The sequence below is a fragment of the Ottowia caeni genome (assembly GCF_050821495.1).
GTDB classification, from domain to species: domain Bacteria; phylum Pseudomonadota; class Gammaproteobacteria; order Burkholderiales; family Burkholderiaceae_C; genus Ottowia; species Ottowia caeni.
Window position 1 is genome coordinate 2,391,836 of record NZ_CP151080.1, and the last position, 15,919, is coordinate 2,407,754.

General features: G+C 60.2%; 10 protein-coding genes and 1 pseudogene. 6 read left to right on the forward strand and 5 right to left on the reverse strand.

The genetic code is table 11. The annotated features are described in order from the left end of the window. Positions 1 to 120: 120 nt before the first annotated feature. The 5 genes and pseudogenes from imuA (at position 121) to alaS (ending at position 9,135) form a co-directional block, all read left to right on the forward strand. A complete protein-coding gene (gene imuA / locus AAAK34_RS11575; RefSeq protein ID WP_431777291.1) occupies positions 121 to 993 on the forward strand; it encodes a translesion DNA synthesis-associated protein ImuA in 873 nt (290 codons plus the stop codon). Next, positions 962 to 2,353 carry a DNA polymerase Y family protein gene (locus tag AAAK34_RS11580; protein ID WP_431777292.1) on the forward strand — a complete coding sequence of 464 codons (1,392 nt, stop codon included), beginning with the start codon at positions 962 to 964 and terminating at the stop codon, positions 2,351 to 2,353. The genes imuA and AAAK34_RS11580 overlap by 32 nt, the downstream gene beginning before the upstream one ends. Further along, positions 2,346 to 5,717, forward strand: a complete 3,372-nt coding sequence (locus tag AAAK34_RS11585; RefSeq protein WP_231693177.1) for an error-prone DNA polymerase — start codon at positions 2,346 to 2,348, stop codon at positions 5,715 to 5,717. Before AAAK34_RS11580 ends, AAAK34_RS11585 begins: the two co-directional genes overlap by 8 nt. A 34-nt stretch (positions 5,718 to 5,751) precedes the next feature. Further along, positions 5,752 to 6,348, forward strand: coding sequence for a 2'-5' RNA ligase family protein (locus AAAK34_RS11590; protein ID WP_431777293.1), 597 nt, complete (start codon positions 5,752 to 5,754; stop codon positions 6,346 to 6,348). A 157-nt stretch (positions 6,349 to 6,505) separates the two neighbouring features. Then, positions 6,506 to 9,135, forward strand: a pseudogene (gene alaS / locus AAAK34_RS11595) (alanine--tRNA ligase). A gap of 39 nt (positions 9,136 to 9,174) precedes the next feature. On the opposite strand, the gene AAAK34_RS11600 reads toward alaS, so the two are convergent. Genes AAAK34_RS11600 through AAAK34_RS11615 form a run of 4 tightly spaced genes read right to left on the reverse strand, consistent with a single transcriptional unit; the run spans position 9,175 to position 12,886 of the window. Further along, positions 9,175 to 10,203, reverse strand: a complete 1,029-nt coding sequence (locus tag AAAK34_RS11600; protein ID WP_231693180.1) for an MBL fold metallo-hydrolase — start codon at positions 10,201 to 10,203, stop codon at positions 9,175 to 9,177. Then, complete coding sequence (locus tag AAAK34_RS11605; protein ID WP_231693181.1) at positions 10,200 to 11,159, reverse strand: pseudouridine synthase; 960 nt, start codon at positions 11,157 to 11,159, stop codon at positions 10,200 to 10,202. Before AAAK34_RS11605 ends, AAAK34_RS11600 begins: the two co-directional genes overlap by 4 nt. A 24-nt stretch (positions 11,160 to 11,183) precedes the next feature. Continuing rightward, positions 11,184 to 11,972: a tRNA (guanosine(46)-N7)-methyltransferase TrmB gene (trmB, locus tag AAAK34_RS11610; protein WP_231693182.1), complete on the reverse strand. Its 789-nt coding sequence runs from the start codon at positions 11,970 to 11,972 to the stop codon at positions 11,184 to 11,186. Next, complete coding sequence (locus AAAK34_RS11615; protein WP_231693183.1) at positions 11,969 to 12,886, reverse strand: inositol monophosphatase family protein; 918 nt, start codon at positions 12,884 to 12,886, stop codon at positions 11,969 to 11,971. The genes trmB and AAAK34_RS11615 overlap by 4 nt, the downstream gene beginning before the upstream one ends. 129 nt (positions 12,887 to 13,015) lie before the next feature. Here AAAK34_RS11615 and greB point away from each other — a divergent pair, with 129 nt between their 5' ends. Beyond that, the gene (gene greB, locus AAAK34_RS11620) at positions 13,016 to 13,576 is read left to right on the forward strand and encodes a transcription elongation factor GreB (RefSeq protein WP_231693184.1); all 561 of its coding nucleotides are present in this window, start codon (positions 13,016 to 13,018) and stop codon (positions 13,574 to 13,576) included. A 31-nt stretch (positions 13,577 to 13,607) separates the two neighbouring features. On the opposite strand, the gene AAAK34_RS11625 is transcribed toward greB, so the two are convergent. After that, positions 13,608 to 15,866: a RelA/SpoT family protein gene (locus AAAK34_RS11625; protein WP_231693185.1), complete on the reverse strand. Its 2,259-nt coding sequence runs from the start codon at positions 15,864 to 15,866 to the stop codon at positions 13,608 to 13,610. Positions 15,867 to 15,919 lie beyond the last annotated feature (53 nt).

Sequence of the window (15,919 nt, forward strand, 5' to 3'; positions counted from 1 at the left end):
TGCAGTGATGGCGGCGACGTCGCACACAGGGGGCCCCAGGGCAATGGTTCATCGAAAAAAGATAAGCCATGACATTGGATTCAAAATACTGTATAAAACATCAGTATATAGGTTTGAATCATGTCTGCTTCTATCTCTTCCTCCGCTTTTTCCGCTTCCTTATTTTTTCCCTCAGATCAGCCGGGGTCTGCGGGGCCTCCCGGTCATCTTCCTGGTGTCTGGCATGCCGATGAATTGGCGGGTGGGGCTGTGCACACCGTGGCAACAGGGCATGCACTGCTGGATGCCGAGTTGCCTGGCGGGGGCTGGCCCCTTGGGGCTCTGACCGAGTTGCTGCAGGCACCGGGGGCGCCTTGCTGGTCATTGTTGCTTCCGGCGCTGGCAGTGCACTGGCAGCGCAGCGGTGAGGCCGTGGCGTTGGTTTGCCCACCACATGAGCCCTTTATGCCGGCACTGGCTGCTGCTGGATTGCCAGCACGCGCCATTTTATGGATTCGCGCCGATACGGCCATGGCCTCTCTGTGGGCCGCGGAACAAGCGCTGCGATGCGCTGACGTGGGGGCTGTGGTGGCTTGGCTGCCGGGTGCGCAGCCGGTTGCTTTGAGGCGCCTGCAAGCGGCTGCGGCACGCAGGGCGGGGAGCCTGTTGTTCGTTCTACGACCTGAAGGTGCTGCATCGGCGGCGTCACCCGCGCGAGTGCGGGTGGCTGTGCGGGGCGTGGCGGCGCAGGCTGCCCAGGCCGGCGCCGAAGTGGCGCCGCAGATGCAGGTCCGCATACTCAAGCGCAGAGGCCCTCCGCTGATGAAACCCTTGGTTTTGCACGCGCATGGCGAGCGCGTACGGGCGTTGCTGGCTGCGCAGCAAGCTTCACGGCATGAGGTCGAGCGGCTGGGTGCTGCCGTCTTGCCTTTTGCCGCGCTGTCTGCGCAGCCAGAGGACTCATTTTCTTCTTCACATTCTTATGCACTGGATCGCATTGCTGTGGCCGCCTGAGGAGCTGGCTAACGGCACTCTTGGCGCCTCTGATGTTCTCCTTGGGAGGGAGTTCGCTTCTGGCGCCTCTGTGCGTGAGGCCTTGGGCTGGTGGGCACTGGGCTTTACTCCGCGTGTGGCCTGGGCCGACGAAGCGTTGCTGCTGGAGGTGTCGGCCAGCTTGCGCTTATGGGGCGGAAGGCAGTCCTTGCTGCGCCGCATGGCGGAGTCGAACCCGGTTTCAGGCGGGTTTCATCAGGCTCAGGCGGCTATTGGGGTCGTGGCGTTGGCGCGGCTGCGGCTGCGTGCCATGGGGCTGCCGGTGCCCAGTGAGGGGGCGGCGGCGCTACCGCTTTCCACGCTCACGGCGGCGCGGCCCCACCTTGATTTGCTGGCTCGCCTGGGTTGCCGCACCTGGGGCGACGCTGCCGCACTGCCACGTGGCCCGGCGGTACGTCGCTTTGGGCTGGAGTTGCGTGCCGCGCTCGATGTGGCATGGGGTTTGACGCCCGAAGGCTATCGCTGGCTCTCGCTGCCAGAGGTGTTCGATCAGTCGCTGGAACTGCCTACGCGAGTAGAAGATGCACCGGCGCTGATGTGGGCTGCCAATCGCTTGCTGGCTGTGCTGCAGGTATGGCTGCGTGCTCGCCAGTTGGGTGTGCTGGCGTTTGAGCTGAGTTGGGCACTGGATCTGAAGCGCATTGATGGTCGGCCTTTGCCGCCAGATCAGTCGATTGTCATTCGCACCGCGGAGCCGGAGCAGTCAATGGCCCATTTGCGACGCTTGCTGGCTGAACGCCTGGGGCATATTCAGCTGCTCGCGCCCGCAGTTCAGTTGCGGCTGCGGTCGTTGGAAACCGTCTCATGGAAGGCAGGAAGCATGAGCTTCCTGCCTGAAGACCAGCGCCACGGTGAGCCGCTGCATGCCTTTGTCGAGCGTGTCAGCGCGCGCTTGGGGCCAAATCAGGTGCTTGCGCCTGCCGTGCGGGCAGATTACCGGCCAGAATGTGTGCAACAGTGGAGGCCAGCGGCGGGGCTGTTGGGGGGTGTGGCAGGCGGGGCTGAAAAAATAACTGATGAGGGCAGTGCCTGTTTGCCTGATGCCTTGGCTCCTACCTGGCTCTTGCGCGAGCCTCTGCCGCTTGAGGTGCGAGATGGCCAGCCTTGCCACCGAGGTTTGCTGCGCCTGTTGACTGGTCCGTGCCGCATTGAAGCAGGTTGGTGGGGCGCTGCCATGCCGGAGCAGGGCAGGCCCGCCGCCCGCGATTACTACATTGCCCAGAATCCTGCGGCCGAACTGCTCTGGGTGTACCAGGAGCGCCAGACTTCGCACCAGAAAAGTCATGATCCGCGCTGGTTCCTGCAAGGCATGTATGCCTGATTCTCGGGTGCCGGCCACCATTCATAGGTTGCCCGCGCGCCGTCGCTCAGGCTTGCCACGTTCTGTTGCCCAGCCAGTTGCACTTCCTGAATACGCCGAACTGCATTGTCTGACCCAATTCAGCTTTCAGCGCGGCGCCTCCAGCCCTGAAGACCTGGTGCGACGAGCCTGGGCGCTGGGGTATGCCGCGCTTGCCATCACCGATGAATGCTCTGTCGCCGGCGTGGTGCGAGCATGGAAAGAGGGCAAACACTGTGTTTCCGGAGCAGATGAACTCGACGACGATTTGCGGCAAGTTCGGGCAGCCCGTATTGCGATGGGCGTCTTTGAACCAATGCGGTTGCTCTACGGCAGCGAATTCCGCTTTGAAGGTCTCGGTACGCTGGTGGCATTGGCGCGCAATCTGAATGGCTGGGGCAACCTGTGCGAAACCATTACACATGCGCGCCGCGCGGCTCCCAAGGGACAGTACCGAATGGATTCGCTCGCCAATACGTTGACGGTTCTGGATGATTGCGAATTACTGTGGGCGCCTTGGAGGTTCGCCGGAGATATTCCCGAATGGATGGCCGCCCAAGCAGAATTCCGGGAGGCCAAAGAGGCCAGCGGAAGTTCTGAAATATTGCTGCTGGCAGAGCTGTGCGGCTCGGCTGACGACGCCCTTTGGCTGGAGTTCATGAAGCGGCTCGGCGAGGCCTCCAGCTGCCGGTTGCTCGCTGCTGGCGATGTACACATGCACGTACGTTCCGCCAAGCGTCTACATGACGTGATGACCGCCATCCGCCTGGGTAAGCCCGTGCAGGCTTGCGGTTTTGAGCTCCAGGCCAATGCTGAGCGCCACTTGCGCTCACGTGCCCGGCTGGCCGGGGTGCATTCATCAGATTTGTTGGCCGGTACCGTTGAAGTCGCTGAGCGCTGCGTTTTCGTGTTGGATGAGGTGCGCTACAACTATCCGCTTGAAAGCGTGCTGCCGGGGTTGACTGCCACCGAAACTTTGGCGCGTCTCACGCTAGAAGGCGCGCGCTGGCGTTTTCAGGGCAAGACGCCGCCGCCTGTTCAGGCTTTCATTGACAAAGAGCTAGCGCTCATTGCCGAATGCCAGTATGAGATGTTTTTTCTCACCGTGCACGACATCGTGCGCGAAGCGCGCCGCATGGGCATTTTGTGCCAGGGGCGTGGCTCCGCCGCCAATTCCGTGGTCTGCTATTGCCTGGGCATTACCGAGGCCGATCCGCGTGTATCCAACCCGTTGCTGGAGCGCTTTATCAGCCGGGAACGCCGCAATGAGCCGCCAGATATTGACGTCGATTTCGAGCATGAGCGGCGCGAGGAAGTCATTCAGTATATTTATGAAAAATACGGACGCGATCGTGCCGCCTTGTCGGCAGCCGTCATTTCCTACAGAAGGCGTAGCGCGCTGCGCGATGTGGGCAAGGCGCTAGGTATCGACGAACGCCTGATTGATGCCTTTGCCAAGGATCACCACTGGTTCGATGCCGACCTGGCTGCGCATCGGCTGAGTGCTCTGGCTCAGGATGTGGGCACCACTCTTGCGCCAGAGTTGGCGGCCCTCTGGCTGGCCCTGACCAACCAGTTGCGTGGCGCCCCCCGGCACCTGAGCCAGCACGTGGGCGGGTTCGTCTTGACCCAAACACCCCTGCACCGTTTGGTGCCCCTGGAGCCGGCCGCCATGGAAAAGCGCCAAGTTATTCAATGGGACAAGGATGACCTGGAAGCATTGGGCCTGATGAAGGTGGACGTATTGGCCCTCGGCATGCTGACGGCTATTCGGCGCTGCCTGGACATGGTGTCGGCCCGGCGTGGCAAATCGTTTACCTGTTCCGATATTCAGCACGAATGCCAGAAAACCTACAGCATGATCCAGAAGGCAGACACGGTGGGTACTTTCCAGATCGAAAGCCGGGCGCAGATGTCGATGCTGCCACGCCTGCGGCCGCAAACGTTCTACGACCTGGTGGTTCAGGTGGCCATTGTCCGGCCGGGGCCGATCAGTGGTGGCATGGTTCACCCTTACCTTAAGGCGCGCGAACGGCGCAGGCAAGGCCTGCCGATTGAGTACGAACGCTCATCGAAAGATCCGCCACCCGACTTGAAAAATCCGGACGGAGCAGTGAACCAGCCGCGCTTGGCCAAGGCGCTCAAGCGCACGTTGGGTATTCCTGTTTTTCAGGAGCAAGTGATGGAGTTGGCCATGATCGCGGCGAACTACAGCGCTGGCGAGGCTGACAAACTGCGTCGCGACATGGCGGCGTGGAAAAAGAAAGGAGGCCTGGGCGCTCACCGCGAGAAATTGATCAATGGCATGCTGAGCAACGGCTATTCGCAGCCGTATGCGGAGCGCATTTTCAAGCAGATCGAAGGCTTTGGCGAATATGGCTTTCCTGAGAGCCACGCTTATAGTTTTGCACTGATCGCTTACCAGAGCAGTTGGCTCAAGTGCCATGAACCAGAGGCTTTTCTGGCGGCCATGCTCAACTCCCAGCCGATGGGGTTCTATGGGCCCTCACAGCTAATCCAGGATGCGCGCAGGCACCAAGTGGTGGTGTTGCCGCCCGATGTCACGGTGAGCGATTGGGATTGCGCGCTGGAAGCCCTGGGTCAAGGTGCAGGCCGCCCGGCAGTCCGCCTGGGCCTGAGAATGGCCAAGGGGTTTGGTAAGGCGGCCAGCCAAAGGATCACCGAGGCCAGGGGGTTGGGGCCATTTGCCAGCGTGAACGATCTGATGCTGCGTGCCGATCTGGAGTCCAGGGATATCAACGCCCTTGCGGCTGCTGATGCATTGGCTTCGTTGAGCGGCCATCGTCGTCAGCAGGTGTGGCAGGCAGCCGGAGAACGGCGCGCACCTGGCTTGCTGCGCGAAGCGCCGGTAGACGAAGCCACGCATTCTTTGCCGGTTGCGTCTGAAGCCGAGGAAATTGTGAACGACTACGCGGCTCTTGGCCTCACGCTGCGTCGCCACCCGCTGGCCTTGTTGCGCGAAAGGCTGGCAAGACGAGGGGTGCTAAGTGCAGCACAATTGAGCGAGTTGCCGCATGGCCGTCATACGATGGCTTGTGGGTTGGTCATTGGCCGCCAGCAACCCGGCACGGCTAAGGGCACCATTTTTGTGACTCTTGAAGATGAAACTGGGCCGGTGAACGTCATCGTCTGGAAAAGTGTCCGAATGGACGAGGAACAACGCAATACCTTGCTGCACTCACGCTTGCTGGCGGTGGAGGGGGAGTGGCAGAAAGATGCCAGCAGCGGCGGTTTGGTTCGGCACCTGATTGCCCAGCGCATGCATGATTTGACTCCATGGCTGGGGCGTCTTGCAGAATCGACGACCAGTCGTGATTTTCATTGATGCATATGTCGTCCTTGGCCTTTATGCTTTCGCCATGAGTTCGTTGTCTGAAACTGCAGTGCCCCGGCGCCTGTTCACAGCTTTGTTTCCAGTTCCTGATGCCAGCACAGCCATTGATGCCGAGCGGCGCAACTGGCCGGGATTGCCGCGTCGGCTGCGCCCGACGCCCGAGCGCATGCACCTCACCCTTCAGTTTTTCAATCAGGTTGATGCAGTGCGTGAGCGGGATTGGTTGCTTGCCTTGAAGGAGTTGCGCTTCGAGCCGTTTGAAGTTTCGCTCACTCAAGCCGAGATATGGCGCGTGCCCACAGGAACCATTGCGGTGCTCCTGCCAGAACTCACTCCCGAATTGGCCGAGCTGCATGTTGCCACGTCAAAACTCGCACGTCGGGTTGACCTGCCTGCCGTCACACAGGGGTGGCGGCCCCACGTGACGACCTTGCGGCGCGCGGAGAGTGTCCAATTGCAGCCTTTGACGCAGGCCATTCGCTGGCGCGTCTCGTGCGTAGAGCTGATCTGGTCAGAGTTGAATGCCCAGCCTCCGCGCTATCACCGTCTGGGGCAATTCGGGGAGCGTGTGCTTGATGTGTTCATCAAGCACACTTCAAGCCTCACCTCAAGGCGCACCTAAGCCGCTCCTTGAGGTGAAACAGCTAAAATTTGCCTGACTCAATACAACTTCCGAGAAACCCATCGGTTTCGCGCGTTTCCACGTTTTCGTCCGTGGTGGGTAAGCCGTTGGCGGTTGTGACCAACAGCCTCCTGGAAACTGGAAACAGTCAAAGAATATGAAAACTACTCGTCCTCCCATTTCCATCGCGGAAATCCGCAAGACTTTCCTGGACTTTTTTGAAAGCAAGGGACATGCCGTAGTGCCAAGCAGCCCGCTGGTTCCCGGCAACGATCCAACGCTGATGTTCACCAACAGCGGCATGGTGCAGTTCAAGGATGTTTTCCTGGGTACCGACAAGCGTCCCTACGTGCGGGCTGCCAGCGTACAGGCTTGCCTGCGGGCAGGCGGTAAGCACAACGATCTGGAAAACGTCGGCTACACGGCGCGCCACCACACTTTCTTCGAGATGCTGGGTAACTGGTCGTTCGGCGACTATTTCAAGAAGGAAAGCATCGAGTGGGGCTGGGAGTTGCTGACCAAGGTGTTCGGCTTGCCGCCTGAGCGCCTGCTGGCCACGGTGTACGAGGAAGACGACGAGGCCTACGGCATCTGGACGCAGGTTATCGGCCTGCCGCCCGAGCGCGTGATCCGTATCGGCGACAACAAGGGCGGCCGATACAAAAGCGACAACTTCTGGATGATGGCCGATACGGGTCCTTGCGGCCCGTGCAGCGAGATTTTTACGACCACGGCGCTGAGATTCCAGGCGGTCCACCCGGATCTCCCGACGAAGACGGCGACCGCTTCATCGAGATCTGGAATCACGTGTTCATGCAGTTCGAAATGCATGAAGACGGCAGCCTCACGCCTTTGCCAGCTCCCTGTGTGGATACAGGCATGGGCCTGGAGCGCCTGGGTGCCATCTTGCAACACGTGCACAGCAACTACGAGATTGACCTGTTCGACCATCTCATCAAGGCTGCGGCGCGTGAAACGGGGTGCGCCGATTTGGCCAATCCGTCGCTCAAGGTCATCGCTGACCATATTCGCGCTACGGCTTTCCTGGTCAGTGACGGCGTGATTCCCAGCAATGAAGGCCGCGGTTACGTGCAGCGGCGGATCATTCGCCGCGCTATCCGGCACGGCTACAAGCTGGGGCAGAAACGGCCGTTTTTCCACAAGCTGGTGCCTGATCTGGCCCGCCTGATGGGAGACGCCTACCCGCGTCTGGCCGCCGAGGAGAAGCGCGTAGGCGAGGTTCTGAAAGCGGAAGAAGAGCGTTTCTTCGAAACGCTGGCCAATGGCATGGAAATTCTGGACGATGCCCTGGCAGGAGGAAAAACCGTGCTTCCGGGCGAGGTCGCCTTCAAGCTGCACGACACCTATGGATTCCCCCTGGATTTGACGCAGGATGTTTGCCGTGAACGAAGCGTGTCCGTGGATACAGCAGGGTTTGATGCCGCCATGGAGCGCCAGAAGGCCGCTGGCCGCGCCGCAGGCAAGTTCAAGATGGACAAGGCGGTTGAATACAGTGGCTCGGCGAACACTTTTATTGGATACGACGAACTCACGCATGTGAGCAAGGTCGTGGCGCTCTACGTTGACGGTACGCCTGTGGCTGAGCTGCAGCAAGGGCAAAACGGCATCGTCGTGCTGGACACGACGCCTTTCTATGCTGAATCCGGCGGCCAGGTAGGCGACCAGGGCTTGCTGGTGGGCGAGGGCGTGGAGTTTGGCGTACAAGACACGCAAAAAATCCGCGCAGATGTCTATGGTCAACACGGCGTCATGACGCAGGGCGTGCTCAAGTTGGGCGACACGATTGATGCCCGGGTGGACCAGCAGCGCCGGGCTGCCACCATGCGCAACCATAGTGTCACGCACCTGATGCACAAGGCTCTGCGCGAGGTGTTGGGCGAGCATGTTCAGCAAAAAGGTTCGCTGGTAGATGCCGACAAGACTCGCTTCGATTTTGCACACAACGTACCGGTTACTGCCGCTCAGATCGTGGAGATCGAGCGCCGCGTGAACGAGGAAATTCTTGCCAATGCTGCCACGCAAGCACGCGTGATGGACATAGAGAGCGCGCAACAGACGGGCGCCATGATGCTGTTCGGCGAGAAATACGGAGAAAACGTCCGCGTGCTCGACATCGGCACGAGCCGCGAGCTATGCGGCGGCACGCACGTGGCGCGCACGGGCGATATAGGCCTTTTCAAGATCGTTGGCGAGGGCGGCGTTGCTGCTGGCGTGAGGCGTATTGAGGCCATCACCGGTGCCAACGCCCTGGCTTATCTGCAGGGGCTGGAGTCCGCGCTGCACAGTGTGGCGGCCACCCTGAAGGCGCCGGCAACGGAGGTGCAAGGACGCCTTGGGCAGGTGCTTGATCAGGTGAAGCTACTTGAGAAGGAAATCGTCCAGCTCAAGGGCAAGCTGGCGTCATCTCAAGGTGACGAACTGCTGTCGCAGGCTGTAGAGGTGAACGGTATCAAGGTGCTGGCAGCAAAGCTGGAAGGCGCTGATGCCAAGACACTGCGCGACACAATGGACAAGCTGAAAGACAAGCTCAAGACGGCAGCCATCGTGCTGGCTGCTGTTGACGGTAGCAAGGTTCAGTTGGCTGCAGGTGTCACGTCAGACAGCGTGGGCAAAATCAAGGCCGGCGAACTCGTCAACTTCGTAGCCAGCCAGGTCGGCGGGAAAGGCGGTGGCAAGGCTGACATGGCCATGGCTGGCGGCACCGATGCTAGCGGCCTGGCGAAAGCGCTGCAATCAGTTCAGGCCTGGGTGGCTGAGCGCGTGTAAAGGGTGCGGTACGCTGGCACTCTGACGGAGTGTCAGTGGTCAGTGCCCGTCCAGCACATGAGTTGCTGTGCGGCGCAACGTGCCTTTGTCGAATAATGACGCCAGCAGGGTGTCGAGCCATTCACTCCAGGCCAGATCGGGCCGATGCTGGCGATGCGCCACACGCAGCATGGGGGCGGCATGTAGCCAAGCCTCGAAGTCGCGGTGAGGCATGCTTTCCGCGTCCATGAGTTGATATTTGATCATCACCTTGGCGGCGTATAGAGCATGCTGCGCCGGGTGATCCTTGAAATACTTGATACGCTGGCGCGCAGCGGTAAAGGCTGCATCCATGGCGCCACTTTCCCGGGAGAAGGGCGCTCCGTGGCCGGGGATGACCACACGCGGTGCCAGTTGCTCGATCAACGCAAGGGTTTCGACGAAGGGGTCAAACCAGTCCGAGAGTTCCGGAGTGCGTTGAGTTTCAGGTTCCTGCGGCGCAGGCAATAACGAGCCTTGGTGCGGCGGTGAGCTACTTTGCGAGCCGTCAATTTGGGGAAAGATCACGCCCACGCCGTTCTCCCACATGGCGTCGCCAGCGATCAGCAAGCCATCAATGGGTTCAAACAGGAGGACGGCCAGCGCATCATGGCCGGGAGCGGCGTGAACTTCCCAATTGCGGTTGCCCAAGCGCACAGTCTTTCCGGGAACGAGCGCGTGGCTTGCTGAGAAGCGCTCACAGCGCTGCCCGGTATTGCCGAAAGTGAGTTCGTCTTCGTCCCATGCTTGCACGTGCGGCAGTGATTCGAACGGCACCAAGGTGGACGATCCGGTCTCAGGCCAGGCATTCTGAAGTGCGCCCGTACCGCCGCAATGATCGCTGTGCAGGTGGGTGTGTGCGATGGTCGCAAGGGCCTGTGTGCCGAGCTGTTCCCGCAATAGCTCCACAGTTTGTTCAGCGTGCTTGACGTGGCCGGTATCGATGATGGCAGGTGCGTCTCCCAGACAGACGATGTTGTTCGACGACAGCCAGCCGCGCTCCAGCACGCGCACGTCAGCAGGCAGCAAGGAGGAAAGCGGTTTTTTCATGCAACAAGAGGTTCGTCGGGCTTGGAAACGGCTTGCAGGTTAATTGCTTGCAACTTGAGACTCGAGTTGAATTCTCGTCTTTGCCCTGTGACCGGGTCGTTGAACGCTAGATGGCTCGCCAACAATTGCAGTGGTACCCGGGTGTCGTCCGGCTCGTCGGGCCCACGTCTTACGTGCGGGTAAAACGAGTCGCCCATGATCGGAATACCAAGCGCTGCCATATGAACGCGCAATTGATGGCGCTGCCCCGTCACGGGGTACAGCTTGTAGTGTGCCAGTGTATTGTGCGCAGCGGCCAATTCAATGCGTGTATGGCTATTGGCCGGTCCAGAAACTTCGCGCGAGACGAAGAATCGATCTGGGTCAGGCTCCAGGCGGCTGGCGCGCGTGCAGGGAAGGGCAAGATCGGGGCGGTGTGGTGCGACGGCATCATATGCTTTCTGCACCAGCCGATCTCGAAACAAGCCTTGATAGGCTGAACGGGTGGAGGGTTGCACCGCGAATGCCACCAAACCAGCCGTTTCTCGATCGATGCGATGGATCGGGCTCAGATGATCCAGGCCTAGTTGTCGTTTGAGCCTCACCAGCAGGCTCCGTTGCAAAAAACCGCCGCTGGGAGTTACGGGCATGAAGTGCGGTTTGTCCACCACGACCAGCCACTCGTCCTGAAACACGATGCTCTCACTGTGTGTGGCTTCTGGTTCGTTGGGCAAATGGCGGTAGTAGTGCAGGCGAAGTCCAGGCCGGCACGCGCTTGTGGCGGCAATGGGCTCGCCGTTGTCGCACAGAACCTCTCCAGCGGCAAGCCGTGCAGCCCAGTCGTTGTGGCTGAGCGCTGGCAGTCGATCAGCCAGGAAATCCAGCACGGTAGGCCATGGCCCGGCGGGGACGGCGATCGTGCTGGGGCCGACACCATCGCGGGTAGGCAGATCGGGCGGGCGAGGAGCGAAAGCCATGCCGTGGTTAGGTTAAAGGCTAATTTATTGCCGCCTGAACACCAGATCCCACACACCGTGGCCCAGCTTTAGCCCGCGCAGCTCAAACTTGGTTTGCGGCCGATATTCTGGCTTCGGTGCGTAGTCTGGAGCCGTGTTGGCGAGCAAGGGCTCGCCGTTGAGCACCGCCAGCATTTGCTCGGCATAGGGCTCCCAATCGGTGGCGCAGTGTAGATAACCGCCGGGCTTGAGCCGGGTGGCCAGTTCGTGTACGAAGGGCGGTTGGATCAGACGTCGCTTGTTGTGGCGCTTCTTGTGCCATGGGTCGGGAAAAAATATGTGAATGCCGTCCAGTGAGCCGGGTGCAATCATGTGGCGCATCACCTCCACGGCATCGTGCTGAAGGATTCGGATATTTTCCAGGTTCTGCTCGCCCATGGTTTTGAGAAGCGCACCCACGCCTGGTTCATGGACTTCGCACCCAATGAACAAAGTATCTGGTTGCACCGAGGCAATGTGGGCCGTGGCTGCGCCCATGCCGAAGCCGATTTCCAGAACGGTTTTGGCGTATTCTTTCCCCTGGGCGCGAGTCTTGTTGGAGCAGGCCGCAACCAGATCTGGCGTGCTTGTATCGAAGCTCAGAATGTAGCGGGGCCCTAGTTCAGCCAGGGCGCGAGCCTGGCCGGTGGTTACCCGTCCGGCCCGTGTGACAAAGCTGCGAACGGCACGAGGAAAAGGGATGGCTGCGGGCTCAGATGCCTGCCCGGCCTCAACGCTATCTTCAGGCGGGTGTGGGAAGTGCTGTGCCTCGCCTTCCAGGTGGATGATCGTCATGGTTGTTCAGTTCCGGCAGGACGCGCCTGGTCTGCATCTTCTGAATGTTCCGAGTTTGCCGTGGGTGGGACGGTTTCACCGACAGCTTCGCTACCAGGCTTGGCGATGTTGTACTTGGAGTATTTGCGAAGCAGGTTGACCATTTGCCCGTAGATTTTTGGGCTGCCAGCCATGCATTCTTTCAGGTCCATGAAGTCTGGCTCGCCGGTGAAGTTGCCGATCAGGCCACCCGCTTCGGTAACCAGCAGTGAACCAGCGGCCACGTCCCAGGGCTGTAGGCCCGTCTCGAAGAAACCATCGGTGTAGCCGGCGGCCACGTAGGCCAGATCCAGCGCGGCGGCGCCTGGGCGGCGCAGCCCTGCTGTGCGCTGCATGACATCGGCCATCATGCGCAGGTAAGTGGGCATGTCGTCGCCCTTGCGATAGGGAAAGCCGGTGGAGATCAGGCACTGGTTCAATTGTGTGCGTTTGCTCACGCGGATGCGGCGATCGTTGAGATAGGCTCCCCGGCCACGGGTGGCGGTGAACAGGTCGTTGCGGGAAGGGTCATTGACGACGGCCTGCTCAATGCGTCCGCGCACGCTCAGGGCGATGCTGACGCAATAGACGGGAAAGCCGTGTATGAAGTTGGTGGTTCCATCGAGGGGGTCGATGATCCAGACGTGATCGGAATGGGGGTTGCCGTGGGTGCGGCCAGACTCTTCTGCGTGGATGCCATGCTGTGGGAAGGCGGTGAGCAGCGTCTCGATGATGGCCGCTTCGCTGGCATGATCGACTTCGGTGACGAAATCGTTGACCTGCTTTTGGGAGATGCGCACGGCCTCGACATCGAGAGCGGCACGGTTGATGATGGCGCCAGCGGCGCGAGCGGCCCGGATGGCCACGTTGAGCATGGGGTGCAGGGTGGAGTTCATAAATTGTGGCAGGAACGAAAACTGCCCATACGCCCGATGGCGTAGAAGATGCGATGTTGGCAGCCAAAGGCTGATTTTCCCACGAATGTGGAATCGCGGTTTGGAATCGGGGTTAGCATCAGGCTTAGTATGAGCAAGGCATTTACACGCGAAACCGACGCAGATGGCGATGATGACGACGTTGGAGGAAACGCTCCAGCGCTACCGGTTGGCACACGCAACTACATGACGCCGCAGGGTTATGCGCGGCTGCGAGCTGAGTTGTTGATGCTGCTGGACGACGAGCGTCCCAAGATCGTGGAGACCGTGCACTGGGCTGCGAAAAATGGAGACCGCTCCGAAAATGGCGACTATTTGTACGGGAAGAAGCGCCTGAGAGAGATCGATCGACGGGTGCGTTTTCTCACGAAACGTCTCGAAATTGCCGAAGTGACAGATCCGAGTGTGCACCATGGCGGTGATCAGGTGTTCTTCGGAGCCACCGTGACCTACGTAGAAGACGACGGCACTGAACGTACGGTCACGATCAAAGGAATTGATGAGGCGCAAAGCCAGTTGGGCGAAGTGAGTTGGGTGTCGCCTATTGCTCGCACTTTGCTACGCTCTCGTGTGGGAGACGTTCTGAAACTGGAAACGCCTGCGGGCACCAAAGAGGTTGAAGTGTTGAGCGTAGATTACCCAGCCCCTTGATCGCATTTGGCGCTTTAAGCCCCGCGGCCTCCTAGCCTGCTGCTGGCATGATGCGAGAGGCTCGTAGCACAGAGTGCGTGCGGCGCAAGGTGCGCAGCACCGTTTCGAGGTGCGTCCTGTCGCGCACAGTGATCACAAAGCGTAGATCCAGCGCGTCCTGTGCGGCCTCGTCGGCCATACCGAGGTGCACGATATCCGCTTCTGCTTCGGCCATGGACGCTGCCACTCGTGCCAGCACGCCTTTGCCGTTGATCACGGTAACCACCACACCTACCTCGAAGGCGCGCACAGGTTCGTCGGCCCAGGCCACGGTAATGAAGCGCTCAGCATCCTTGTGCTGCAGGCGGCGAGCCACAGCGCAATCGTCGGTATGCACGACCAAGCCCTCGCCACGCCCCAGATACCCCAGCACTCCGTCGCCCGGAATGGGGCGGCAACAGGAGGCGTACTTGACGGAGGCGTTTTCTCCGCCATCAAGCGTGACGGCACCCTGGGAGAGGTTTTCGTGAGCCGTGTAGCGCTCACGGGTCAGCAGAAGGGCATCGGGCCTGTGCCCTTGGGCCGCCAGCATGGTGACCAGTCGTTTAGCGACCATGCTCGCGCTGCGCTTACCCAGACCAATGTCCGTCAGGAGCTCTTCCCGGGTACGGTTGCCTGTAAAGCGTTGCAGTTTGTCCCAGATGGGTTTCTCGTCCGCTTCAAGGCCGGGCAGATGGTCGAGGCCTTCTGCACGAAGCGCCTGTGCCAGGAGCTTTTCGCCTAACTGGGTGGATTCATTGTGGGCGAGCGTCTTCAGGTGATGACGGATACGTGAACGTGCTCGGCCGGTGCGAACGAAACCCAGCCATGCGGGGTTGGGTGAAGACACAGGGGCTGTGATGATCTCGATGACGTCGCCATTTGCAAGTTCGCTTCGCAGCGGCACTTGTTCGCCGTTCACCTTGGCTGCGACGGTGTGGTCGCCAACATTGCTGTGGATGGCATAGGCAAAATCGACCACGGTCGCGCCCTGCGGTAGCGCCATGATCTGGCCTTTTGGCGTAAAAACGTAAACCGCATCAGGGAAAAGATCCACCTTGATGTGGTCCCAGAACTCGGTTGCGTCTCGCGTTTCGTCCTGGATGTCCAGAAGAGACTGTAGCCACTGGGTGCCGAGGTGCTCGCCTGCGGGGCGATCCTTGGCACCCACCTTGTAGAGCCAATGCGCGGCCACGCCTGACTCGGCCACCAGATCCATGGGCTCGGTCCGAATCTGGAACTCAATGTTGATACTGGCCGGGCCTACCAATGTGGTGTGCAGTGACTGGTAGCCGTTGATCTTGGGGATGGCAATGTAATCTTTGAACCGTCCAGGCACCGGCTTGTAGAGCTGATGCAGCAAGCCCATCGCGGTGTAGCAATTGATGGTGTTGGGCAAAATTACGCGGATGCCGTAGAGGTCGTTCACCTGGGCGAACGACAAATGCTTCTCGGCCATTTTTCGGTAAATGGAGTACAGCGTTTTTTCGCGCCCCACAATGCGGGCGGCCAGGCCGGCCTCAGCTAGCGTGGTCTCCAGTTCCTGCTGAACCTTTTGAATCAGGTCGCGCCTGCGCTGGCGGGCTCGGCTGACGGCCTTGGCCAAAACGGTGTAACGCCAGGGTTTGAGATGGCGAAACGCCAAGTCTTGCAGTTCCCGGTAAGACTGATTGAGGCCCAGGCGGTGGGCGATGGGTGCATAGATTTCCAGCGTTTCAGTGGAGATACGCCCCCATTTGCTGCGCGGCATGTCTGACATGGTGCGCATGTTGTGGGAGCGGTCGGCCAGCTTGATCAGAATCACGCGGACATCGCGTGCCATGGCCAGCAGCATTTTGCGGAACGACTCAGCCTGGTTTTCTTCACGAGTAGTGAACTGAAGTTTGTCGAGCTTGGTCAGTCCATCGACCAGTTCAGCGACAGGGGCGCCGAACTGTTCCACGAGGTCGGCCTTGGTCACGCCGCAGTCTTCCATGGCGTCGTGCAGCAACGCGGCCATGAGCGCGTGGGCATCGAGCTTCCATTCAGCGCACTGCGAGGCCACTGCAATGGGGTGGGTGATGTATGGCTCGCCGCTGTGGCGCATCTGGCCTAGGTGCGCTGTGTCGGCAAAGCGATACGCACGGCGCACTTGTTCTACGTCGGCGGCGTCAAGATAATCTAGCTTGGCTTCAAGCGCGGCAAAGCTGGCTGCCGCCGCGTTGGCAGCAGCCAACTGGGGGGCAGGCGGGGATCCGACCGGCAGGATTGAGGGAGAAAGCACCGAACTCATCCCTCTAATTTAACCGCTTGCGCAAAAAATGTGCATTCGCACCAAAAAAGGCA

Bases quoted from the DNA above. Each gene is read 5' to 3' on its own strand.
- AAAK34_RS11615 (WP_231693183.1), bottom strand. From the start codon at position 12,886: ATGAACTCCACCCTGCACCCCATGCTCAACGTGGCCATCCGGGCCGCT.
- trmB (WP_231693182.1), bottom strand. From the start codon at position 11,972: ATGACGATCATCCACCTGGAAGGCGAGGCACAGCACTTCCCACACCCG.
- AAAK34_RS11585 (WP_231693177.1), top strand. From the start codon at position 2,346: ATGCCTGATTCTCGGGTGCCGGCCACCATTCATAGGTTGCCCGCGCGC.
- imuA (WP_431777291.1), top strand. From the start codon at position 121: ATGTCTGCTTCTATCTCTTCCTCCGCTTTTTCCGCTTCCTTATTTTTT.
- greB (WP_231693184.1), top strand. From the start codon at position 13,016: ATGAGCAAGGCATTTACACGCGAAACCGACGCAGATGGCGATGATGAC.
- AAAK34_RS11605 (WP_231693181.1), bottom strand. From the start codon at position 11,159: ATGGCTTTCGCTCCTCGCCCGCCCGATCTGCCTACCCGCGATGGTGTC.
- AAAK34_RS11580 (WP_431777292.1), top strand. From the start codon at position 962: ATGCACTGGATCGCATTGCTGTGGCCGCCTGAGGAGCTGGCTAACGGC.
- AAAK34_RS11625 (WP_231693185.1), bottom strand. From the start codon at position 15,866: ATGAGTTCGGTGCTTTCTCCCTCAATCCTGCCGGTCGGATCCCCGCCT.
- AAAK34_RS11590 (WP_431777293.1), top strand. From the start codon at position 5,752: ATGAGTTCGTTGTCTGAAACTGCAGTGCCCCGGCGCCTGTTCACAGCT.
- AAAK34_RS11600 (WP_231693180.1), bottom strand. From the start codon at position 10,203: ATGAAAAAACCGCTTTCCTCCTTGCTGCCTGCTGACGTGCGCGTGCTG.